Below are 22,408 nucleotides of genomic sequence, written 5' to 3'. Positions count from 1 at the left end.
AATACCCGATGAATTGACCTGTGTCGCATCTCTGTCACATTTTGCAATGACCATGGCAGTTATCTTTCAATCCAGGTATTGCACACATGGCGATCAACGCACTTTCACCCGACGCGACTCGTGGGGCGAGCCTGTCGGCAACCCAGTTCGGGCGTAAACCCGGCCGCCTGACCATGACGATCTTCTTCGCCGTGCTCATCGCGGGCCTGGCGTTCACCGGCTACAGCCTCAAGCAGGATGTGGATGACATGGGCACGGTGGTCACCACCTGGACGCCATTCATCCTGCTGGGCGTGGCGCTGTTGATCGCACTGGGATTCGAGTTCGTCAACGGCTTCCATGACACCGCCAATGCGGTTGCCACCGTGATCTATACCCACTCGCTGCCGCCTGGCTTTGCAGTGGTCTGGTCGGGATTCTTCAACTTCCTCGGTGTGATGCTTTCCAGCGGTGCGGTGGCGTTCGGCATCATCGCTCTGCTGCCCGTCGAGCTAATCCTGCAAACCGGTTCCTCGGCCGGCTTTGCCATGATCTTCGCGCTGTTGATCGCGGCGATCATCTGGAACCTGGGCACCTGGTGGCTGGGCTTGCCCGCCTCGTCTTCACACACGCTGATCGGCTCGATCATTGGCGTGGGCATCGCCAACGCGCTGATGCATGGACGCGACGGCACCAGCGGTGTGGACTGGTCGCAAGCGACCAAAATCGGCTATTCGCTGCTGCTTTCGCCGCTGGTGGGCTTCGGCTGTGCCGCATTGCTGTTGCTGGCCATGCGCATGTTCATCAAGAACCGCGCCCTGTATAAGGCACCCGAGGGCAACGCGCCGCCACCGTGGTGGATTCGCAGCATGCTGATCGTAACCTGCACCGGTGTTTCCTTTGCCCATGGCTCCAACGACGGGCAGAAGGGCATGGGCCTGATCATGCTTATTCTGGTCGGCACACTGCCGATGGCCTACGCGCTCAACCGCACCATGCCGGCCGATCAGGCGACGCAGTTCGCGGCGGTGGCGCAAGTCACCCAGCAAGCCTTGATGCGCAGTGTGCCGCAGCCCGCCCCGGCAGACTCGCGCCAGACGCTGTCCGATTACCTGGTCAGCAAACAGGCAACGCCGGAGTTGATTCCGGCGCTGGCGGTGATGGCCGGCAAGATCGGCGATCAGGTGCAGAGCTATGGCTCGCTGTCGAAAGTACCGGCCGAAGCGGTCACCAACGTGCGCAACGACATGTACCTGACCTCCGAAACCATCCGTGTAATGGACAAGAACAAGGTCGGTAATTTCGACGCCGATACGCAGACCAAACTCGATGCCTTTAAGAAACAGATCGATGATGCCACGCGCTTCATTCCGACCTGGGTCAAGATCGTGGTGGCGATTGCCCTCGGGCTGGGCACCATGGTCGGCTGGAAACGGATTGTGGTGACAGTCGGCGAGCGCATCGGCAAGACCCACATGACCTACGCTCAAGGTGCTTCGGCGGAGGTGGTGGCGATGTTCACCATCGGCGCGGCCGACATGTACGGCCTGCCGGTGTCGACCACGCATGTGTTGTCTTCGGGCGTCGCAGGCTCAATGGTCGCCAACGGCTCGGGCCTGCAAATGCGCACACTGCGCAATCTGGCCACCGCCTGGGTGCTGACCCTCCCTGCGGCGATCCTGCTGTCGGGCTCACTGTACTGGGTGTTCAGCCATATATTTTGAGTGACAGGTGAAGCGCTGATCCTGTCCGTGGCTCGACGTCCTGCGCCATCGACCATGCCTGTCTAAGGCAGCGTTGGATCGGGCGGGACGTCGCCGTCCGTGCCGGTGTCGATGCTTACGACCACTGACATCCCTGGCCGCAGGCGCTCGAGCATGGGTTGATCGGCATCCACCACGATACGCACCGGTATGCGTTGAGAGATCTTCACGAAGTTGCCCGTGGCGTTATCGGCGGGCAACAGACTGAATTCCGACCCGGTGGCAGGCGAAATGCGCTGCACGCGGCCCTGCAGCGTCAGGTTATCCAGCGCATCCACCGTAAAGCTCACCGCCTGGCCGAGACGTACGTTCGCCATCTGCGTCTCTTTCATGTTGGCGATGATCCAGCGCCGCTCAGGCACCAAAGCCATCAACTGCGCACCGGAATTGACGTAGGCACCCAGCCGCACCCCGATCTGCCCCAGTTGCCCGTCACGAGGCGCAACGATGCGGGTGTTGTCCAGATCGATGCGCGCCAGTTGAATCGCCGCTTCAGCATTAGCGACCGACGCCTCCAGCGAACCCCGATTGACGATCACCGTCTGCAAGTCTTCACGAGCGATCTGCAGCGTCGCCTTGGCTTCGGCTACCGCAGCGCTCGCCTGCGCATCGGCCGCACGGGCCACGTCCAGCTCGCTTTTAGACACCGATCCGTCGGTCACCAGCGCCTGATTGCGTTTCAGGTCGGCGGTGCTCTTGCGGCTTTGCGCGATGGTGTTCTGCAGTTGTGCCTGACGCTGACCGATGGTCGCCTCGGCACTGCGGCGCTGTTGCAGGTTGTTGGCCAGCGAGGCTTTCTGCACGTCCAGTTGCGCCAGCGCCTGGTCCAGATGTTGCCGGTAGATACGATCATCCAGCCGCACCAACAGGTCACCCGCCTTGACGAACTGAAAGTCCTGCACAGGCACTTCGTACACATAGCCGCTCAGTTGCGGGCTGATCAGCGTGGTCTGACCGCGCACCTGGGCGTTCTCGGTGCTCTGGATCGGGCTGGTGAACGGCGGAAACTGCCAGGCATAAAGCACCACCAGCACACCGGCCAGCGCTACGACGCCGAAGATCACCGAGGAGATCATGCGCTTGCGGCGTGAGCTGGGTCGACTGGTGGCTGGCGATTTCAGCGGCGCCGGCGCAGGCCCGTCGGTGCGGCGGGCCGTGTCAGGATTGGGGGTCGGGTTCGAAGTGCTCGGTTCGGTCATGAAGGGTGTGCGCCGGTCGGTGATACGGAAGGCGAAGCGGCTGGTGCAACAGGGGCCAGCGCTTGAGGTTGAGTGGTCATTTTCAGCCAGATGACCCGGAAGGAAATCCAGACCATGGTCAGCACGGCAATCAACGCGATCAGCATGAAGACGTCGTTATAGGCCAGTACATTGGCCTCGCGGGTCGCCGCAGTGGCCATGGCGCGGATGCCTTGGGTGTTACGTTGCGCGGGATCGGCGATCACTGAGCCGTAACTGGCGCTGTAACTCTGCAAGCGCGACTGCACCAGTGGATTGATCAGGGTCAGGTGTTCGACGATATGACTGGAGTGAAACTTCTCGCGCACGATCTGGAACGTGCCAAGCGCGGCCGATCCGATCAGGCCGCCGATGTTCTGGGTGATCCCGAACAGTACCGAGAAGCTCACCATATTGCGCGGGTTGGCAAGCACGCCACTGATGCCCAGCACCAGCGTCGGCCCGAGAAAAAAAGTGCCGCCGAAGGCCAGCAGAAACTGGCTGAGGTACATGTTCGATTGCCGGGTCAGGTTGGTGGAGTGGCTGTCCATCCAGGCGCCTGCCGCCATCATTGCCAATGAGATCAGCAAAGGCTTGATCAGGTGCGCAGGGTTGATCGTCAGCGCACTGACTGCCAGCCCGGCGACACTGCCCAGCAACATCACCAGATAAAGCGTGTGCAGTTGCTGGCTGCCCATGTTCAGGGCCTGCAAAAAACCGACCGCCCCAACGGATTGCTCGGACAACACGATGCGGAACAGAATCACCGCCAGCCCCAGCCGCAGAATCGCGCCGCTGCCCAGCCAGCGCGTGATCAACAGCGGATTGCCGCGGTTGTGCTCGATGGCAAGTCCTGCGCAGATCAACGCGATGGACGCTGCCGAAGCGATGCCGATCCACGGCGCCTCCAGCCACCATTCGATACGCCCCAGCGACAGTACCGCGCACAACAGTGCAAAACCCGGCGCCAGCAGGCCAAACGTCAGGAAGTCGAGTTTCTCGAAAGCCTTGAAGCGATCGCCCGGTGGCAGCTTGAGCAGCAGGACACAGCCCAGCGACAGCATTGCCATACCCAGCTCGAACAGGTACAGGCCGCGCCACTGGGCAATCTGCAACAGGTCTTCGGACACCAGTCGCGCCAGCGGCGTGGCCAGTTGCGCGGTACCCAATCCCAGCACCAGCGCCTTGAGTCGCCACTTCTGCGGGAAGGCCTGAATCATGTAATACAGACCCAGCGTACTGAGCGCCGCGCCAACCATGCCATGGGCGGCACGCACCGCGATGGCCGAATCGATGTCATTGACGAACAGGTGCGCCAGCGTGACCAGCGCATACAGCACCAGAAACAGCTCGGTAAACGCGCGCAAGCCAAACTGCTGGCGAAATTTCACCAACAGCAGGTTCATCGAAACGTTGGTCATTATGTAGGCGGCCGGCAGCCAGGCAATATCCTGCGAGGTGGCACCCAGCGCGCCCTGCAAATAGGGCAGGTTGGCAATCACCAGCGCGTTGCCCAGCCCGCCCGTGAGGGCGACGATCACGCCGACCAGCGCAAAGGCCCAGCGCCGCGCAGTGGAGTGCAAGGGCGTCGAAGGCGAACCCGGCATGGTCGGACGTTCATGGGGCGCCCATTCGCGTGGGGCGTACTTATCGCTCACCAAAGCTCGCTCATGGCAGGTGGTTCATGGAGATCATTCTTTGAAGGGATCGAGGAATTCATTGTGTGACAGTCACAGCGGACAGAATACTCATCAAGTCCTGAGGATTCCTGCGACCCGCCCTACGGCTCGAGGCTCATCGCGGCGTGATCAGGCATAAATAGTGGCCATTTGAAACTTGAAGCTATGCTTAAACGCAGTTTTGCTTTGCACATTTGCACTGCTAGGATCTGCTGCGACGCCGGGAACAGACAAGAAGAAAGCGTAAACGAACAAGGAGTTCAGAATGAGTTCACAGGCTTCATCCGCCCTGACGGTCCGACGCCCTGCCCACCGGGGCGCGGTTGTGGTGGAGGTACGTAATCATATCGGTCACCTGACCCTCAATCGTCCCGCTGACCTCAATGCCCTGGATCTTGAGATGGTGCGCACGCTCAAGCACCAGCTCGATACCTGGGCCGAAGATGACGGTATCCATGCCGTCGTGCTGCGAGGCGCTGGTGGCAAGGCATTCTGCGCCGGTGGCGATATCCGCTCGTTGTACGATAGCCACCGTAACGGCCTCGATCTGCATCAGGCATTCTTCGCCGAAGAGTACGCACTGGACCTCACTGTTCACAGTTACCGCAAGCCCGTAATGGCGTTGATGGACGGCCTGGTGCTGGGCGGCGGGATGGGTCTGGTGCAGGGAGCAGACCTGCGCGTGGTCACCGAGCGCAGCCGTCTGGCGATGCCGGAAGTTGCGATCGGCTATTTTCCGGATGTCGGTGGCAGCTATTTCCTCTCCCGCTTACCGGGCGAGCTCGGCACCTGGCTCGGCGTGACCGGCAGCCAGATCAACGCTGCCGACGCGCTGTATTGCGGGCTGGCTGACTGGTCAATGAGCAGCGAAATGCTGCCGCGTCTCGATCACATGCTCGATCACCTGAAGTGGAAATCGACCCCGCTCAAGGACCTGCAAGGCGCGATGGCCAAACTCGGCACCCAGCGTCTGCCACACCCGCCTCTTGAACTGCTTCGTCCTGCGATCGACCATTTTTTTGGCCTGCCCGATATCCCGAGCATTCTTGAACAACTGCAAGAGGTGACCATCGGCGACACGCGCCAATGGGCGCTGGATACCGTCAAGAAAATGCAAGGCCACTCGCCACTAGCGATGGCTGTGACCCTGGAAATGCTGCGCCGGGGACAACACCTTTCACTGCACGGGTGCTTCGCGATGGAACTGCACCTGGATCGCCAATGGTTCGAGCGTGGAGATCTGATCGAAGGCATTCGCGCCCTCATCATCGATAAAGACAAGAAGCCGCGTTGGAAACACGACAGTGCACAGGATGTCAGCGCTGCGCATGTCGACAGTTTTTTCAGCGGCCAGGAGACCTGATTCATGCACGATCTGGAACTGACCGAAGAGCAGGTGATGATTCGCGACATGGCGCGTGACTTCGCCCGCAATGAAATCGCCCCGCACGCCCAGGCCTGGGAAAAGGCTGGCTGGATCGACGACGCGCTGGTCGGCAAGCTCGGTGAATTGGGCCTGCTGGGCATGGTGGTGCCCGAACAGTGGGGCGGCACCTACATCGATTACGTGGCCTACGCGCTGGCAGTCGAGGAAATTTCCGCTGCCGATGCCGCCACCGGCACGCTGATGAGCGTCCACAGCTCGGTCGGCTGCGGTCCGATCCTCAACTACGGCACCGACGAACAGAAACACGCCTGGCTGGAAAAGCTCGCCACCGGCAAGGCCATCGGCTGCTTCTGCCTGACCGAACCCCACGCAGGCTCCGAAGCCCACAACCTGCGCACCCGCGCCGAGTTGCAGGGTGATGAGTGGGTCATCAACGGTGCCAAGCAGTTCGTCAGCAACGGCAAGCGGGCGCAGCTGGCAATCGTGTTTGCCGTGACCGATCCCGAGCTGGGCAAGAAAGGCCTCTCGGCCTTTCTGGTACCGACTGAAAACCCCGGTTTTGTCGTGGATCGTAGCGAACACAAGATGGGCATCCGCGCATCGGACACCTGCGCGGTCACGCTCAACAACTGTCGTATCCCGGCGGCCAATCTACTGGGTGAACGCGGCAAGGGGCTGGCCATCGCCTTGTCCAACCTTGAAGGCGGACGCATCGGCATTGCCGCTCAGGCCTTGGGGATCGCCCGCGCCGCCTTCGAAGCGGCGCTGGCCTATGCCCGGGAGCGCGTGCAGTTCGACAAGCCGATCATCGAGCATCAAAGCATCGCCAATCTGCTGGCCGATATGCACACCCGCATCAACGCCGCCAGACTGCTGATCCTGCACGCCGCCCGCCTGCGCAGCGCCGGTCAGCCATGTCTTTCGGAAGCATCCCAGGCCAAACTGTTCGCCTCGGAAATGGCCGAGCGGGTGTGCTCAAAAGCCATTCAGATTCACGGTGGCTACGGGTATCTCGAGGATTACCCGGTCGAACGCTATTATCGGGACGCCCGCATCACCCAGATCTATGAAGGCTCCAGTGAAATCCAGCGCTTGCTGATCGCCCGCGAGCTTCGCCACTATCTGGTTTGAATCACCCGGCGCACGGCATAGGCTTAACGTATCGGGCCTATGCCGCTTTCGCGAGCTGTTTCATTCCGGCCATCAATGAATGCCGCGGGCCATTGGTCAATCGGTGAACCGTTCACGTCCAAGCAACGTAACCAGTAATGCTACCGAATCGGCATTGGCGAGCATGATGTCAGTGCGCTTTTGTACGTCGGAATAGAACACATCGCGCGCTTGCTCCAGACTTTTTTTGCCAGTGAGACGCAAAATGGTGCCTTTGGCGGCGCCGTCCGTACGGCTCAGATCACGCCAGGCCCCTTCGTCCAGGTTCTTGAACAACTGGGAGCGGTCGGTCTGATAGGACAATGCCTTCTGTTGCTTGAGGATCTGTTCGTTCTTGACCCTTAGCCGATAACGCGGCGCGTCTTCCAGCATGTCGATAAAAGGCGCATGGCCGTCGACGTACGCAATGTCTTCGGTATCGAGTACCAGGTGCGAGAGTTCGTGGAGCAGAATCGCGCTGCGGTAGTGATCACCGAATTTGAACTGCCCTGCTCGCAACACTCCCAGTTTCAGACGATAACTGGGCACCCGGAAAAAGTGTTCGGTCAGATACAGACGCTTCAAAGGATCCTTTGGAAGTACGAAGGCACTCACCATCTCCTCACCGTACCGATTGATGCCGACCACATAGCGTGTCGAGTCGACAGGCGAAAGAGACGGGTCCATCAAGCCCTCGTATAGCGTAGTGACGACGTGCTTGACGGCATCGTGCAGCCTGGGATCAGGACTTCTATGGTCGAAAAAATCGCCAAGGATTTTCTTCACCCGCCCATCCATTTCACCATTGGCCGCGTGGCGGGCCAGGTTGTTCATACAGTTTTCCAGATACAACCGTGCCTGAGCGTGCCCTTCCTCGATGGCACATGCCATTTCCTGAAAAGAACTGCGAATCTGCTCCATTCCGCGGGCAGTGACGACCATTACATCGTCGACATCGCCATCGACCATTCTGGTTTTTGCCCGCGAAACTATGCCGCCGCCGCCCTTGAGGCCTCCGGGCAAATCGAGCATCCAGCGCTGGTCTCGATTCAACCGGATCGGAGGCCCCATCAGGTCGCCTGCAACGATGGACCATCCTTCCGGCCCAGAACGTACCTGATAGGCCTTGCCATCGATGGAGGCGTATCTTTTGCCCGTCGCAAGATCATCATAGGTATTGAACATTTCATCCTTGGTCAGCGTGTTCAACGCAACGTCAGTGACCTCGAACGCGCGCAGCCGGACGCGCACCTGGTCTGTCAGCGAACCATTGCTCCAGGAAAAATCCGGAAAGGAAGGGACATCTTCGGTTTCGCCGCTCTCCTCCTCCACACCTTCCTGCGGCTCAAGATAGATATCCTCCCCTTCCCCGAGCCCTGACTGCGGATCCTGTTTCGAAGAAATCAGCACACCCAGCGCCGCCAGGAATTCGGACACCGCCTTGCCCCAACTCTTTTCACTGGCCGAGGTCAATGAAGAATTGAACAGCGCCTGGCTCTGCCATACCCCCACGAGCGCGCCCAGACGCCCCGGCAGCAAGGCCATGACCTGCTCGGTGCCCAGGGTAAACAGGTACTGAGCCTTGTTGCGACTATGTTCGGCATTGGAGACGCTTTGCTCCTTTATCTGAAGCTTCAGAAATTGCAGAGCGCCCCGAAACAAGTATTCAAGCGCGTTGCCTTCGAACGGACGAAATTCCAGCGTCACAGGTTGCGGGCGTTCCAGAGGAAGATCCCAGGACGACTCCACACTGAACGGCAGATGAGGCTCCATGAAACCGCCCTTGTCATAGATATGCCGCATGCCAGGCTCGATGCGCTGCAACATCAGCGTCTGAAGACTGCTGGACGTTCGTATGTCCGCCAGCAGAGCAGCCTGATCCGCGTACTCCTTGAACACGAACTCGTCGTGCATCAGAACGTAGAGAATCCAAGGTCCCGGCTGTTTTTCCATGGGCGCAATCAGATAAGTATTGAGCACTGTCGTGGCTTCCCAACCCTCCGCTGCGGGTAGCAACAACAGAGGGCTGATCCCGATCCGGCATCCGTCCACTGACAAACGGGCTATCCCGTCCGGCATGTTCAGTACGGCGTCGATAAACCGGTAGGCTTTAGCAGACAACTCACCTTTCAATTTGAATGCCAGCGCCCTCAGCAACTCTACGGCAGGTATCTGCTCGGCAAACAGCTTTTGTCGCCTGGCATACGCCGGATCCGTCTTGACCAGCACTTTCTCCAGCATCCTCCGATAGCCCGCAGCCACATCCAGTGAGTCAACCACCCCCCTTACATAAGCGGGTGTCAGGCCCGCGTCGAGCGGCTTGCCGTCCTGCGAGGTCAGCGACAGGGCGCCGTCCTGTCGGGACATCAGACGATTGACGGCGAATGCGCTGAGCGGCTCACTCACGTAGGTAGAAGCGGCGGGGATCGATTGAGGCACCTGCCCAACAGCCCCGGGAATGGGCACATAGTGGGTCAACGTGACGATGATGTTGTCAGGGTCGAGTTCCTTCTCCGGAAAATCGGTTTTTAACCTGACACTGAGCAATTCCCGGGCATAACCATGCAGGCCGGGAATGTCGAACAGAAAGTCCTCCTGAGCGACACAGGTCACGAAAAACCGTCGCAAGGCATCTGCAAGCGCGAACTGATCCTCAAGTGGCGCTTCGCTGATCCAGACCGGCACGATGGTCTGGTAAATGACCAACTGAATCGCTACCCCCAGACTGCTCGCCATTCGACGGCTGCGGTCGTCGCGTTCGACGCGATTGAGCAGATGAGTAAATGAAACCGGCCTCAATCCCCAGGTGCAGGCTTGCAAAAACAAGCTGCTCACCGCGCGGCACTGTCGATCAATGGCATGCTTCTGAAGCGCCTGAATGAAGTGTCCGTCAATTTCCTCCGCCTCAACCCTGATGTCCGGCGCCACGTTGTTATCCAGATGCCGACGGATCAACAGGGCGTCCGGCTCGGCGAACAACTGCAATATCGAGGAGGTATCTCCCCCGGCACCATTCAATTGCGACACGAGGTGATCGGTCAGCGCCTGCGTCGAGTCAAAGACGCGGAAACCCTCAGCCAGCATCCACATGATGGCCTTGCCGCCGCCCTGCGCACGACGGGCGAAGAATGCATCGGGAATCACCATACCCGAGCGCTGCGTGCCGAACCGGATAGACAAGGTGAATGCCTTGAACTGCTGGTCATTCAGAACCCTGCGCACGGCAGGCGTAGGCCTGTCCAGCAATTGCTGAAGACCATCCAGTAGCTCGGCAGGCAGCTTGGCCACGCGTCGCTCGATGAATACTTCCAGACGCAGGGCATATTCACGAACAAGGCATGACAATGCACCGGGGCGCACCCGCGTATTGATATGGCGTAACGGACGCTCGTAGAAATCCGTGATCTGCCGCGCATAGCGTGCGGCAAAACCATCCAGAACATTGCCCAGCATCTGCTCCAGCAGCGATATCGGAAGATAATCTACCGACGGCGTGGATAGCGTGACCCGCAGCCCTTGCAAGATGGCGCTGCCAGACAGCGCAGCGTGCCGCTGCCCGCAGACGCGTTCGAGCGCCAGCGAAAGCAGCGCGACCGGTGGCTGGTCGTCATCACCCGGCAAGACCCAGAGCGCACGGGCATCCAGATGCGGGCCGCCAACAAGCGCCAGATAAAAATTCAGTGCGTTGCGCATGCAGCCATCCACGCCGGAATGCAGCGGCTCCATGCGCTCGATCAGCCGACTGATCTTGTCCAGCTTGCCAGACCAGGTTCGAACAGGAGCCGTGACGCCCGAGAGGTGCGGCAGCCTTGCTGGCGCGGCAGCGCTCCAGAACAGGCCGAAATCCGTCGAACCGGAGCGCCAGCGCCACGAGTCATGCAGGGCCGTCAGACGCCCATCGATCAACGCCCGGATATCCAGCGCATCATCGATCCGTACCGGTGTATTCTCGAACCCCAGCGCCGGCAGCTCCAGCACATAACGCAGGTTGCGCTTCTGCAGGGCAATGACCGAGTCCACGCACTCCGCAAAATAGTCCCTGGCTAGAATCTCCAGGCGCAACTCGATATCGCCCTGCTCCCTGATCAGTGGATGGTCGTTCAAGGAACAGGATCGCAGCAGCTCAGCTCGGCCGTGAGAACCGGAGAAATGTGCAGTCAGCCGCGCCAGATCGTCAAACCGACGTACACCTTGCGACGGGCAGTACAGATAAAGACCCGCAGGATCGCCCTGAGGAAAATCGATCAGCCATTGACCAACGACTTTGACAGGCTCCTGCCCGGCCACCGCTACCGACAGCTTGCGCACCCTCGGTGCCGCATCGCCAGCCAGTGCGGCATGGGAAGGCAATACGCGGCTCAGACCACGCCATTGCTGTTGGTTCAGCACGCCGCGCTCGCGACCGATGAGCAAATGCTGACGAAACGTCTCGGCCAGCGCGTGAGTCATGTAGTCGCGCATGGTTCTGCCATCCGTGCGGATCCTGGTCCAGTAGGACGACAGCAATTGCTCGAAGGCGTCGCCTACCAAAGGTGTTGCGCTGACCAGAGCCTGGGTGATCTGCGCCGACTCGGCTTCGGAGAGCACGCGCCCGCGGGCATCCATGAATTGTCTTTGCAAACCTGCGGGAATCGCCTCGACCACGTAGTGATTGAGCGCCACGTCAACCAGCGGCTGAGTGCCTGCCACATGGAGGATCGTCTGTCCGGCCGATGAAGGTGGCTCGACGATCTGGACCGGGTGACTGAACACATCGACCCCGGCCTGTGTATTCAGATCGCGCAGGCTCCCCTGAACAGCCTGCCCGACCGCCTTGCGCAGGTCCGGCAATTCATGCAGTTGCAGCGCAAGCTGCTCAAGATGCTCGGCCTGCTGGCGCATGATCCAGGCGGAGCGCTTGTCGAACAGCGAACCCTCGACGTGTTCGGCGCTGAGCACCGACGAGGCGTCACGAATCTCGTCGAATCGCTGTTGCAACGCAGCCAGTAGCGCAGTTCGCTGTTCGAACCGTTCAATGCCGAACATCAACGTACTCAGAAACAGTGGTGAATCCGCCTGCTCTGGATCGCTGATCATCAAGGCGCCCGCCAGCTCGGCGCATGCGCATGAACCGTCGTCCATGAACAGTCTGTCGACCCTTGGCAGCGGCCCGGCGTCTGGCGGTTGTTCGATGTTATCGACCAGGCGCTTCAGCCAGGCACCTTCACGGGTACTGAGTACGGCCTTTTCAAGCGCGGTCTGAATATCCTGAGCGAATCGCGTCTTGAGTGACGTGCTGAAAAAATACGGTGGAGATGAAGACATTCTTGCTACTTCCTTTCAATCGGCTCCTCACCCACACCGGCAGGCCGGACATGGGGAGAGGAAAAAGGAAGCAGCTTATGGATGGCAGGATTTTTATCTGCGTTACATAAAGCAATCGATGGACGAATCCTGCCAATCGGCAGTGGCACGGATTACCGGGTCAGTTGCCCGGAGCCTTGGCGTTTTTGTCGACCCAGGCGGCAAAGGCATCGATGAAGGCTTGCAGAAACGGACGAGTCTTGTCGGACAGTTTGCCTGCCTCATCAAAGAACGTTCCGGCGTTGCCGAGATACGCCTCGGGTTGCTGCAGGCAGAGCACGTCCAGAAAGACCAGCGACTGACGCAGATGATGGTTGGCGCCAAATCCGCCCACGGCGCCGGGCGAGGCACTGATGACGGCACCCGGTTTGCCGCTGAAAGCACTTTTGCCATACGGCCGCGAGCCGACATCGATGGCGTTTTTCAATGCGCCCGGCACCGAACGGTTGTATTCGGGCGTGACGAAAAGTACGCCGTCCGCAGCGGCCAGTTGCTCGCGAAATCTGCTGTAGGCCGGTGGCGGCGACTCGGCGTCGATGTCTTCGTTGTACAGCGCAAGGTCGCCGATTTCGAGGATGTTCAGCTTCAGCGTGTCCGGGGCCAGCTCTGCCAGCGCAAGTGCGATTTTTCGATTGATGGAGGCTTTGCGCAAACTGCCGACCAACACGGCGATGGAATGAACCTGGCTCATGAATATATCCGTCATCTGATTCGTGGGAGGGTTAGGTATGGATCACATCCGGGATTTTAGATGCAGGGCGAACCGTTTCATTCAAATCAGGTGCACACCTGCGCCGACTATTTTTTTGCCTGCGGCAAACTCCCCTATAAATCAGTGGTCTACACAAGCCGATGGATTCGTAAACCAGCGGTTATCTTCAGTTTCAGAGGTTTCAAAGCAAATGGCTTCAGTTCTCGTCGGTCAATTTCATGCCAGAGATGCGGAAGGCCGCATCTACCCGGTGCATGAGTTCCAGGAATCACAGCCGGATGAGGCTCAGAGCGATCAGCCCGTCATTACCTATCGACTGGCTATCGGTGATCGCGTCAAGCATCTGGGCGGAGACGATTTCGAACTGGTGCAATCGGGCGTGAAGATGACCCGCATTCCCAAGTAAAGGCTGTACATCCAGACCCTGACCAGGCGCGGATCAGGGCTGGGGAAAGATCAGGTACCAGAAGATCGCTGCTTCCCGGGTTTGCGGATCAATGCCGCGATAGCGCATATGATCGACACCGCCCACCACGTAGCCACATTGCTCGTACAGACGGCAGGCCGCCAGATTGTTGTTCTGAGTCTCCAGCGTAATGCCAGGCAGGTTGCGCTTGCGACTCCAGAACTGCGCCACATCCAGCAGCGAGCGTGCCACACCATGCCGACGCGCCGACTCGTCCACCGCCAACTCGTCGACATAGGCGAACCCACTCCAGTGCTTGCTGAGCACCATGTGCCCGACAGCCCGGTCGTCCAGCCATGCCACCAGCACCGAACTGTCCGATGCGCCGCGATAATCGCAGAACTCCTGAGAATCGATGCCGTAGTTCTTGCGGTAGGGTTCAACCGGCTCCACCTCCCAGGATTCGACGCGCTCGCCGACCTTTGGCGTTGCGTAGCCCGAGACAGTGAACGTGAATTCGCTGTTGAGGATGTAATCCTCGAAGCACTCGTCCGCGACCCGGATACTCAACGCTGGATTTGCCACAGTCATGTCACCACTTTGCAGGTTGCTGTCAGGATGAAGCCTGCGCCTGAGCCTCCAGCAGCTGTACCCACAGCGCGGGCGCGCCGGAAGCCTTGGCGATGGTAGACATACGCACTTCATGCTCGGCCAGTTCACTTTCGCTTGCATGAATGATGCGACACGGCTTGCGATCAGCAGGCAGGCGGCGAATTTCGCTGCCCCGATTGCTCGTCCCGCCATCAGAACCGTTGCCATCGGACGCATTGCCCGCCAGCGACAGACTGGTCTGCCCGCCGGTCATGGCCAGATAGACGTCAGCCAGAATCTCCGAGTCGAGCAAGGCGCCGTGCAACTCACGACCCGAGTTGTCGACACCATAGCGCTTGCACAAGGCGTCGAGACTGTTGCGCTGTCCCGGATGGCGTTCACGGGCCATCATCAGCGTATCGAGCACAGAACAGTGCTGGCTGATATCGGCCCTGTCGTGTGCGCCCATCAACGCGAATTCGTTGTTGATGAAGCCAACGTCGAACGCCGCGTTATGAATGATCAGCTGCGCACCCTTGATGAACTCGAAGAACTCATCGGCGACTTCATTGAAACGTGGTTTGCCAACCAGAAACTCGTTGGTGATGCCGTGTACACCGATCGCGCCTTCATCACTCTCGCGGTCAGGTTGCAGATAAACGTGAAAATGCCGCCCGGTCAGGCGACGCCCGATCAACTCGACGCAACCGATCTCGATGATGCGGTGGCCATCGGTGACTGGCATACCGGTGGTTTCGGTATCGAGTACGATCGACCTGTTGTCTGTGTTTTGCATTGCCATGAACTGTAGCCTCGTTTACAGACCGCGATCTTAACATGCCGCAGTCGCTGGCAGCCGACCGCCCTGCCCGGCCATCGACCGGCAGCGCGTCGTCTAGCCGTGCTTGATGCCGCGAACCTCATCGACGCCACGATTGGCCAGCTGGTCGGCGCGCTCGTTGCCGGGATGGCCGATATGGCCGCGCACCCATTGCCATTTCACAGTATGCCGGTTGACCTGCTCATCCAGCAGCTGCCAAAGGTCGGCGTTCTTGACCGGTTCCTTGGCTGCTGTCTTCCAGCCACGCTTCTTCCAGTTGACCATCCACTCGGTGATGCCTTTCATCACGTACTGCGAGTCGGTGACCAGGGTCACTTCGCAAGGCCGCTTGAGTTCTTCAAGGCCGCGAATGGCCCCGGTCAATTCCATGCGGTTATTGGTGGTGTTGGCTTCGCCGCCCCATAACTCCTTTTCGACGCCCTTGCAGACCAGCAGGGCTCCCCAGCCGCCGGGGCCGGGATTGCCCTTGCAGGCACCGTCAGTGAAGAGTTCAACGCTATCGCTCATTACAACCTTTCCAGAATGATGGGCTTCGTCGCGGGCATGGGCCGGGTTCACGGTTCCTGAGTCGTCCGGCTGACCTTGGCCATGGGCAGCGGAATCAGCTTGCCCATCGGCTCGCGGCGAACCTGCCGCAATGGCCTCAAGCCCACCACCAGTTTGCGTGCCACCAGAAGATAGAAGCCGCCACCAGGGCTTTGTCGCCCTTCGCCGAGGTTTTCCAGCCCTAGAAGACGTGACTGCCATGCCGCCGAAGCAAGGGGCGGACGATAGCACCCGAAGCGGCGTTTCTCCAGCGCGAAGCCCAGCAGGTTAAGCCAGTCGGCGACCCGCGATGGCGAAATGCAGCGAGCCTTGCGCAGTGCATCGCGGGCGAACACATGGCGTACGCCCCAAGCGCTCCAGGGGTTGATGCCGATGATCAGCAAATGGCCACCCGGACGCACGCTGCTGGCGGCTTCACGCAGCAGACCGTGGGGCGAAAGGCAAAAATCCAGCCCGTGTTGCAGCACCACCACATCGGCTGCATGCTCGCTCAAGGGCCAGGCCTGCTCTTCGCAGACAATCTCGACGCCCGGTAGCGGAGCACCGAGTCGAACGTTGCGCTGCACCTGTTGTGCAACGGGCGGTGTTTGCGCAGACGGTCCGTAATGCACCAGATAGCCGCCAAAGTATCGGCCGAGTTCATCTTCCAGAACGCGGCGTTCCTCTTCGAGCAGAAGCTGGCCAAGCGGGCCGGACAGCCATTGGCGAGCGGCGCGGATCAACGCAAGCCATTCAGGATCGGCCTGAGCGAACGCTTCATCGGTCATGAGTTCTCCTCCAGAGGTGCTCGCATACAACAGCAACAGACTCTAAGATGCACCATTGTTCTCCGCGATGCGAACTGCGCCATGATACAGATCCATGCCCTTCCCGCTTTCAATGACAACTACATCTGGTTGTTACAAGACCTTTCGACCAAACGCTGTGCCGTAGTCGATCCGGGAGATGCGACGCCGGTGCTGGCCTGGCTCGAGGAACATTCCGACCACAGGCTCACCGACATTCTGATCACGCATCATCACAACGACCATGTGGGCGGTGTCGCCGAGCTCAAACAGGTCTGCGGCGCAACGGTCCACGGTCCGCAGGCAGAAAACATCCCTGCACGTGACGTCGCGCTGAACGATCATGACCGCATCACCGTGCTGGGCCTCGAATTCTCGGTTCACGCCGTGCCCGGTCATACCCTCGGCCACATAGCTTTCTACCATGACGACGCGACGACACCATTGCTGTTCAGCGGCGACACCCTGTTCGCCGCGGGCTGTGGCAGGTTGTTCGAAGGCACTCCACAACAAATGCATGAATCGCTCAGCCGACTGGCCGCTTTGCCGGACAGCACACTGATCTATTGCGCCCACGAGTACACCCTGAGCAACCTGCGGTTCGCGCAGGCGGTGGAGCCGGATAACCAGGATATTGCCGAGCGACTTGCCGAAGTCGTTCGGTTGCGTGATCAAAATCGCATCACCCTGCCTTCCAATCTAGCTCTGGAAAAGCGCACAAACCCCTTTCTTCGTACCCACGAAACATCCGTTAAAGAAAAAGCGGACGAACGGGCCGGCACGCAAAACACCTCGCAGAGTGCGGTTTTTGCCAGCTTGAGGGCCTGGAAAGATAAGTTCTGAAGCGACCATCAAACGGCAATAAAATTCTGAAAGGTTGACCAGCGGCAGCGTGCTTTCTAGAATCGCCCGACATTTTCGTCTGGATGTACCCCCCGAACAATGTCGTCATCTATAAGCAAGCCTGTAAATTCGGACGCATTGACTCGGTTGGCCCAGGCCGTGGCTGTAGCAGCGAGTGCGCTTCTGGCAGGCTGTCAGAGCACAGCCCACGTCGAACCTTCCAGCTCTTATCGCGCGCCCAATCTGGCCACCGGTATCAAGCAAAAACCCATTTTTCTGACCCACAAGACAGCAACGCCATTGGCCCCTCCCCAGGATGTCTGGGAACGGATGCGCCAGGGATTTCAGTTGCAGCAGGGCAATGACCAGAACCCTCGCATCGATCAGCAGCGCCTGTGGTTCGCCAATAACCCGTCCTTTCTGGAAAGCGCCGGCGAGCGTGGCAGCCTGTACATGCATTACATCGTCGAGCGCCTCGAAGAACGCAACATGCCGCTGGAGCTGGCCCTGCTCCCGGTGATCGAAAGCGCTTACAACCCGATGGCAGTATCTCGCAGTCAGGCCGTTGGCCTCTGGCAATTCATTCCGTCGACGGGACGCTATTTCAATCTGCGTCAGACCAACTTCTACGACGGACGCCGCGACATCCAGGCCTCGACCGTCGCCGCGCTGGACTACCTCACGCGCCTGCATGACATGTTCAACGGCGACTGGCTGCTGGCGCTGGCCGCCTACAACGCGGGCGAAGGCACCGTCAGCCGTGCCATCGAGCGCAACGACAAGCTCAATCTGCCCACTGACTACTGGAACCTGCCGCTGCCGCAGGAAACCCGGGATTACGTACCCAAGCTGCTGGCGCTCTCCCAGGTGGTGCTGTCGCCTGAAGCTTACGGTGTGAACCTGAATCCGATCGCCAACGAACCCTATTTCGAAGTCGTCGAGCTCAACAAGCGGGTGGACCTGTCCAAGGTCGCCAGCGCGGCCGACATCGACGAAGACGAACTCATCCAGCTCAACCCGGCATTCAAGAAGCGCCTCACCATCGATGGTCCTCAGCATTTGCTGGTGCCTACGTCCAAGGCGCAGCTGTTGACCGCCAGCCTGTCGACCATGAAGCAGGAAGAGCTGGTTGCCTGGCAGCCTTACCGCGTTCGTCGTGGTGACACGCTGGAAAGCCTGGCCAGTCGTTATCAGGTGACCGTCAGCTCAATCAAGAGCAACAACAAGCTGGCAGGCAACCGTCTGAAAGCAGGCCAGTCGCTGAGCATTCCGGTCAAGCCGGGGCTCAACACGTCGCAGCCGGTGTTCGAAGCACTGGCGAGCAATGACAAGCCTGCCCGCAGCCGCACCTACAAAGTGAAGAACGGCGACAACCTGACCACCATCGCCCAGGCCAACAAGGTCGATGTGGAAGACCTTCAGCGCTGGAACAAGCTGTCCGGCAAGAAACTCAAGATCGGTCAGACCCTGGTCATGCAGGACAGCGGCAAGGCAGGCAGCAAAACCGTCGCGAGCGCTGGCAGCAAGGATGGCGAAAAGAAATCCATGCAGTACAAGATCCAGAAAGGTGACTCGATGTACCTGGTCGCCAAGCGCTTCAACGTCGAGATGCAGCACCTCAAACGCTGGAATCCGCGTACCGGCCAGGCACTCAAGCCTGGCCAGACCCTGACGGTCTATCTGCCGCACTGATAGCCGCCAACAGCGTGCCAATGCCCCGCATTGGCACGCCCCTCCTGACGTTCTGCGTCACCTTCGGAAACACACCTGCACGCCAGCCATAGGCGCGTCTCTGTCCCGCCCTTCCTCTCCAGTCTTTTTCCTGTCGGGACAAGCTGTTACTGTTAGCGACCCGAAAGCCCAAGTCGCCTGGATCGTGATACGTCCCTTCCTGCTAATCGTCAGTCTGGCCTTGAGCTTCTGCGCCCACGCAGCCATTACCGAAAGTCATGGCTATGCGCAGTTTGGCGTCCTCAAGTACCCGGCCAGTTTCACTCATTTCGACTGGGTCAATCCCGAGGCGCCGAAGGGTGGCACCCTGAGAATGATGGCTTTCGGCACGTTCGACACGCTCAACCCCTACACCTTCAAGGGCACCAGCCCGGTGTCGACCGGCAATTTTCTGCAGTACGGTGTCAACGAACTGAACGAGACGTTGATGGTGGGCACGGGGCAGTACGACCCCTCAGGCGATGAACCCACCTCCAGTTACGGGCTGATTGCCCAGTCAGTGGAGTACAGCGAAGACCGCAGCTGGGTGGTGTTCGATATCCGCCCGCAAGCGCGCTTCCACGACGGCAAACCGATCACCGCCTATGACGTGGCATTTTCTTACCGCACGCTGCTCAAGGACGGCCATCCTCAGTACCGCACCGCTTTGCAGGAAGTGCAGCGCGTCGACATCCTCAACCGCCATCGCATTCGCTTTGTGTTCAAACGCGCAGGCAATCCGCTGCTGATCCTGCGTCTGGGCGAACTGCCCGTGCTGCCGCAGCATTACTGGAAAGACCGAGACTTCAAGGCCACGACCTTCGAGCCGCCGCTGGGCAGTGGCCCGTATCGCATTACCCGCGTGCAGCCCGGACGTCATCTGGTGTTCGAGCGGGTCAAGGATTACTGGGGCAAGGACCTGCCGGTCAACCGCGGCAAATACAATTTCGACCGGGTGGAAGTCGAGTTCTACCGCGACAGCGACGTGGCCTTCGAGGCGTTCAAAGCGGGCGAATTCGACATCTATATCGAACACCAGGCCAAGAACTGGGCCAACGGTTACAGCTTCCCGGCCGTCGCCAACGGCGATGTGATCAAAGCCCAGATACCGCACAAGATTCCGACCCAGACCCAAGGGCTGTTCATGAACACCCGACGCACCGCCTTCTCCGACGTCAGGGTGCGGGAAGCGCTGGGCCTGCTGTTCAATTTTGAATGGACCAACCGCACGCTGTTCAGCGACGCCTATGCGCGCTCGACCAGCTATTACCCGAACAGTGAATTTTCCGCGAGCGGACTGCCGACCGGTGGCGAATGGCTTGCGCTGGCGCCCTACCGGGATCAACTGCCGCCCAGCCTGCTCACCCAGCCCTACATGCCGTCGAAGACCGACGGTGGCGGCATTCCCCGTGAAACTCTGCGCAAGGCGCTGGGCCTGCTGGGCAGCGCAGGCTGGAAGCTGACCGACAGAGGTTTGCTCAACGCCGCCAATCAGCCGCTGCGCTTCGAGATTCTGCTGGTCAACCCCAGCCTGGAACGCATTCTGCTGCCCTATATCGAAGACCTGCGACGCCTGGGCATCAACGCCGGGCTGCGCACCGTGGATCGCGCACAGTACAAACAGCGCCTGGATCGTTTCGACTTCGACATGATTCTGATGACCCTGCCACAGACCCTCAGCCCGGGTCTGGAGCAATGGCAGTACTTTCATTCCAGCCAGGCCACGATCAACGGCAGCAAGAACTACGCCGGTGTGGCCAACCCGGTCGTCGACGCCCTGCTCAACAAGCTGCTGGCGGCGCAGACCCGCGACGAACAGGTCGCTACCGCCCGCGCGCTGGACCGCGTCCTGCTCTCCCAGCACTACAGCATTCCCAACTGGTACCTGAACAATCATCGCCTTGCGTATCGCAATCGATTCGCCATGGTCACCACCCCGCCCTACACCCTGGGGCTGCGTGCGTGGTGGCTCAAGTCTCTGGAGAAGCCCCGATGACCCGTTTGCACTCCCTGCGTCTGCCGATAGCCGCCGTGCTGCTGGCCGGCCTGGCCTGCACCGTCCAGGCTGCGCCTCAGCACGCCGTGACACTCTATGACGAAGCGCCCAAATACCCGGCCGACTTCAAACATTTCGACTACGTGAATGCGGATGCCCCCAAGGGTGGCACGCTGCGGCAGGCCGGTTTCGGCGGCTTTGACAGCCTCAATCCATTCATTAACAAGGGCGTGCCGGCGGATGACATCGGCCTGATCTACGACACCCTCGCCCGCGCCAGCCTGGACGAGCCGTTCAGCGAATACGGACTGGTCGCAGGCAAAATCGAAAAGGCCCCGGACAACAGTTGGGTGCGCTTCTACCTGCGACCCGAGGCGCGCTTCCACGATGGTCATCCCATCCGCGCCGACGACGTGGAGTTCAGCTTCAAGACGCTGATGGAGCATGGTTCTCCCATGTACAAAGGCTACTACGCCGATGTCGACCAGGTGATCGTCGAAGATCCGTTGCGCGTGCTGTTCAAGTTCAAGCACAGCGGCAGCCGCGAGATGCCACTGATTCTTGGCCAACTGCCGGTGCTGCCCAAGCATTTCTGGGCCGACCGCGACTTCAGCAAAGGCAATCTGGACTTTCCACTGGGCAGCGGGCCGTACAAGGTCGTCGACGTAAAGGCCGGACGCTCGGTGCGCTACGAGCGGGTCAAGGATTACTGGGCCAAGGACCTGCCGATCAACAAGGGTTTCTACAACTTCGATGTTCTGACCACCGATTATTACCGCGACAACACCGTTGCGCTGGAAGCGGGCAAGGCCGGGCAGTTCGATTACTGGATAGAAACCAGCGCCAAGAACTGGGCTACGGCGTACAACACCCCTGCAGTCAAGGACGGACGACTGATCAAGGAAGAGCTGCCCAACGGCAACCCGACCGGCATGCAGGGCTTCGTCTTCAACCTGCGCAAGCCGGTGTTCCAGGACGTTCGGGTGCGTGAGGCGCTAAGCCTGTTGCTGGATTTCGAATGGACGAACAAGCAGCTGTTCAACGGTTCCTATAGCCGTACGAAGAGTTACTTCGACAACTCGGAAATGGCCTCAAGTGGCCTGCCATCGCCAGACGAACTGAAAATTCTGGAGCCGTTGCGCGGCAAGATTCCGGACCGGGTCTTTACCGAAGCCTTTACGCTGCCGGTCACCGACGGCAGCGGCATGATCCGCCCGCAACAGCGTCGCGCGTTCCAGCTGTTGCAGGAAGCCGGCTGGAAAATCGTCGACGACAAAATGGTCGACGCCCAAGGCAACCCGGTCAAACTGGAATTTCTGATTGCCCAGACCGAGTTCGAACGCATCCTGTTGCCTTACAAACGCAACCTGAGCGATCTGGGAATCGAACTGGTGATTCGCCGCGCCGACGTCTCGCAGTACATCAATCGCCTGCGCTCGCGTGACTACGACATGATCGTCA

The 22,408-nt window shown here is 59.7% G+C and carries 16 protein-coding genes; 8 read left to right on the top strand and 8 right to left on the bottom strand.

Features of this window, described 5'->3' with window-relative positions; translation table 11 throughout:
- The first annotated feature begins 86 nt into the window (after positions 1-86).
- Entirely contained in the window at positions 87-1,703 is a 1,617-nt protein-coding gene (locus BZK31_RS15080; protein WP_083183756.1) for an inorganic phosphate transporter, read from the top strand.
- A 62-nt stretch (positions 1,704-1,765) separates the two neighbouring features.
- Here BZK31_RS15080 and BZK31_RS15075 read toward each other — a convergent pair whose 3' ends face one another.
- Complete coding sequence (locus BZK31_RS15075; RefSeq protein ID WP_083183755.1) at positions 1,766-2,941, bottom strand: HlyD family secretion protein; 1,176 nt, start codon at positions 2,939-2,941, stop codon at positions 1,766-1,768.
- A complete protein-coding gene (locus tag BZK31_RS15070) occupies positions 2,938-4,617 on the bottom strand; it encodes an MFS transporter (RefSeq protein ID WP_167377972.1) in 1,680 nt (559 codons plus the stop codon). The genes BZK31_RS15075 and BZK31_RS15070 overlap by 4 nt, the downstream gene beginning before the upstream one ends.
- 286 nt (positions 4,618-4,903) lie before the next feature.
- Between BZK31_RS15070 and BZK31_RS15065 the strand changes: the two genes are divergently transcribed.
- Both BZK31_RS15065 and BZK31_RS15060 read left to right on the top strand, forming a co-directional pair.
- Positions 4,904-6,001 (top strand): enoyl-CoA hydratase/isomerase family protein, encoded by a 1,098-nt coding sequence (locus BZK31_RS15065; protein ID WP_083183753.1) that lies wholly within the window; start codon positions 4,904-4,906, stop codon positions 5,999-6,001.
- A gap of 3 nt (positions 6,002-6,004) precedes the next feature.
- Positions 6,005-7,156, top strand: coding sequence for an acyl-CoA dehydrogenase family protein (locus tag BZK31_RS15060; protein ID WP_083183752.1), 1,152 nt, complete (start codon positions 6,005-6,007; stop codon positions 7,154-7,156).
- A gap of 96 nt (positions 7,157-7,252) precedes the next feature.
- On the opposite strand, the gene BZK31_RS15055 is transcribed toward BZK31_RS15060, so the two are convergent.
- Both BZK31_RS15055 and BZK31_RS15050 read right to left on the bottom strand, forming a co-directional pair.
- Positions 7,253-12,478 (bottom strand): dermonecrotic toxin domain-containing protein, encoded by a 5,226-nt coding sequence (locus BZK31_RS15055; protein ID WP_083183751.1) that lies wholly within the window; start codon positions 12,476-12,478, stop codon positions 7,253-7,255.
- Between the two features lie 160 nt (positions 12,479-12,638).
- Entirely contained in the window at positions 12,639-13,208 is a 570-nt protein-coding gene (locus BZK31_RS15050; RefSeq protein ID WP_087881668.1) for an NADPH-dependent FMN reductase, read from the bottom strand.
- A gap of 211 nt (positions 13,209-13,419) precedes the next feature.
- On the opposite strand from BZK31_RS15050, the gene BZK31_RS15045 reads away from it, so the two are divergent.
- Positions 13,420-13,635 carry a hypothetical protein gene (locus tag BZK31_RS15045; RefSeq protein ID WP_083183749.1) on the top strand — a complete coding sequence of 72 codons (216 nt, stop codon included), beginning with the start codon at positions 13,420-13,422 and terminating at the stop codon, positions 13,633-13,635.
- A gap of 33 nt (positions 13,636-13,668) precedes the next feature.
- On the opposite strand, the gene BZK31_RS15040 is transcribed toward BZK31_RS15045, so the two are convergent.
- The 4 genes from BZK31_RS15040 to BZK31_RS15025 all read right to left on the bottom strand — a co-directional run bounded on the left by BZK31_RS15040 (position 13,669) and on the right by BZK31_RS15025 (position 16,380).
- The gene (locus BZK31_RS15040; protein WP_083183748.1) at positions 13,669-14,226 is read right to left on the bottom strand and encodes a GNAT family N-acetyltransferase; all 558 of its coding nucleotides are present in this window, start codon (positions 14,224-14,226) and stop codon (positions 13,669-13,671) included.
- Positions 14,227-14,248: 22 nt separating this feature from the next.
- Positions 14,249-15,028 (bottom strand): DNA polymerase III subunit epsilon, encoded by a 780-nt coding sequence (gene dnaQ / locus BZK31_RS15035; RefSeq protein ID WP_083183747.1) that lies wholly within the window; start codon positions 15,026-15,028, stop codon positions 14,249-14,251.
- A 93-nt stretch (positions 15,029-15,121) separates the two neighbouring features.
- A complete protein-coding gene (gene rnhA / locus BZK31_RS15030; RefSeq protein WP_083183746.1) occupies positions 15,122-15,574 on the bottom strand; it encodes a ribonuclease HI in 453 nt (150 codons plus the stop codon).
- A 47-nt stretch (positions 15,575-15,621) separates the two neighbouring features.
- Positions 15,622-16,380, bottom strand: a complete 759-nt coding sequence (locus tag BZK31_RS15025) for a methyltransferase domain-containing protein (protein ID WP_083183745.1) — start codon at positions 16,378-16,380, stop codon at positions 15,622-15,624.
- 81 nt (positions 16,381-16,461) lie between these two features.
- Between BZK31_RS15025 and gloB the strand changes: the two genes are divergently transcribed.
- From gloB to BZK31_RS15005, 4 genes are all read left to right on the top strand, one after another.
- Entirely contained in the window at positions 16,462-17,241 is a 780-nt protein-coding gene (gene gloB / locus BZK31_RS15020) for a hydroxyacylglutathione hydrolase (RefSeq protein WP_083183744.1), read from the top strand.
- A gap of 99 nt (positions 17,242-17,340) precedes the next feature.
- Positions 17,341-18,933, top strand: coding sequence for a lytic transglycosylase (locus BZK31_RS15015; RefSeq protein ID WP_083183743.1), 1,593 nt, complete (start codon positions 17,341-17,343; stop codon positions 18,931-18,933).
- Positions 18,934-19,117: 184 nt separating this feature from the next.
- Positions 19,118-20,947, top strand: coding sequence for an extracellular solute-binding protein (locus tag BZK31_RS15010; protein WP_083183742.1), 1,830 nt, complete (start codon positions 19,118-19,120; stop codon positions 20,945-20,947).
- Positions 20,944-22,408 (top strand): extracellular solute-binding protein (locus BZK31_RS15005; protein WP_083183741.1); only part of this gene is annotated, 1,465 nt, incomplete at its 3' end. The genes BZK31_RS15010 and BZK31_RS15005, both read left to right, overlap by 4 nt.

The sequence above is a fragment of the Pseudomonas floridensis genome (genome assembly GCF_002087235.1).
Classification (GTDB): domain Bacteria; phylum Pseudomonadota; class Gammaproteobacteria; order Pseudomonadales; family Pseudomonadaceae; genus Aquipseudomonas; species Aquipseudomonas floridensis.
Note: the sequence above shows the minus strand (reverse complement) of the source record. Positions and strands in the feature narration are given on the sequence as shown.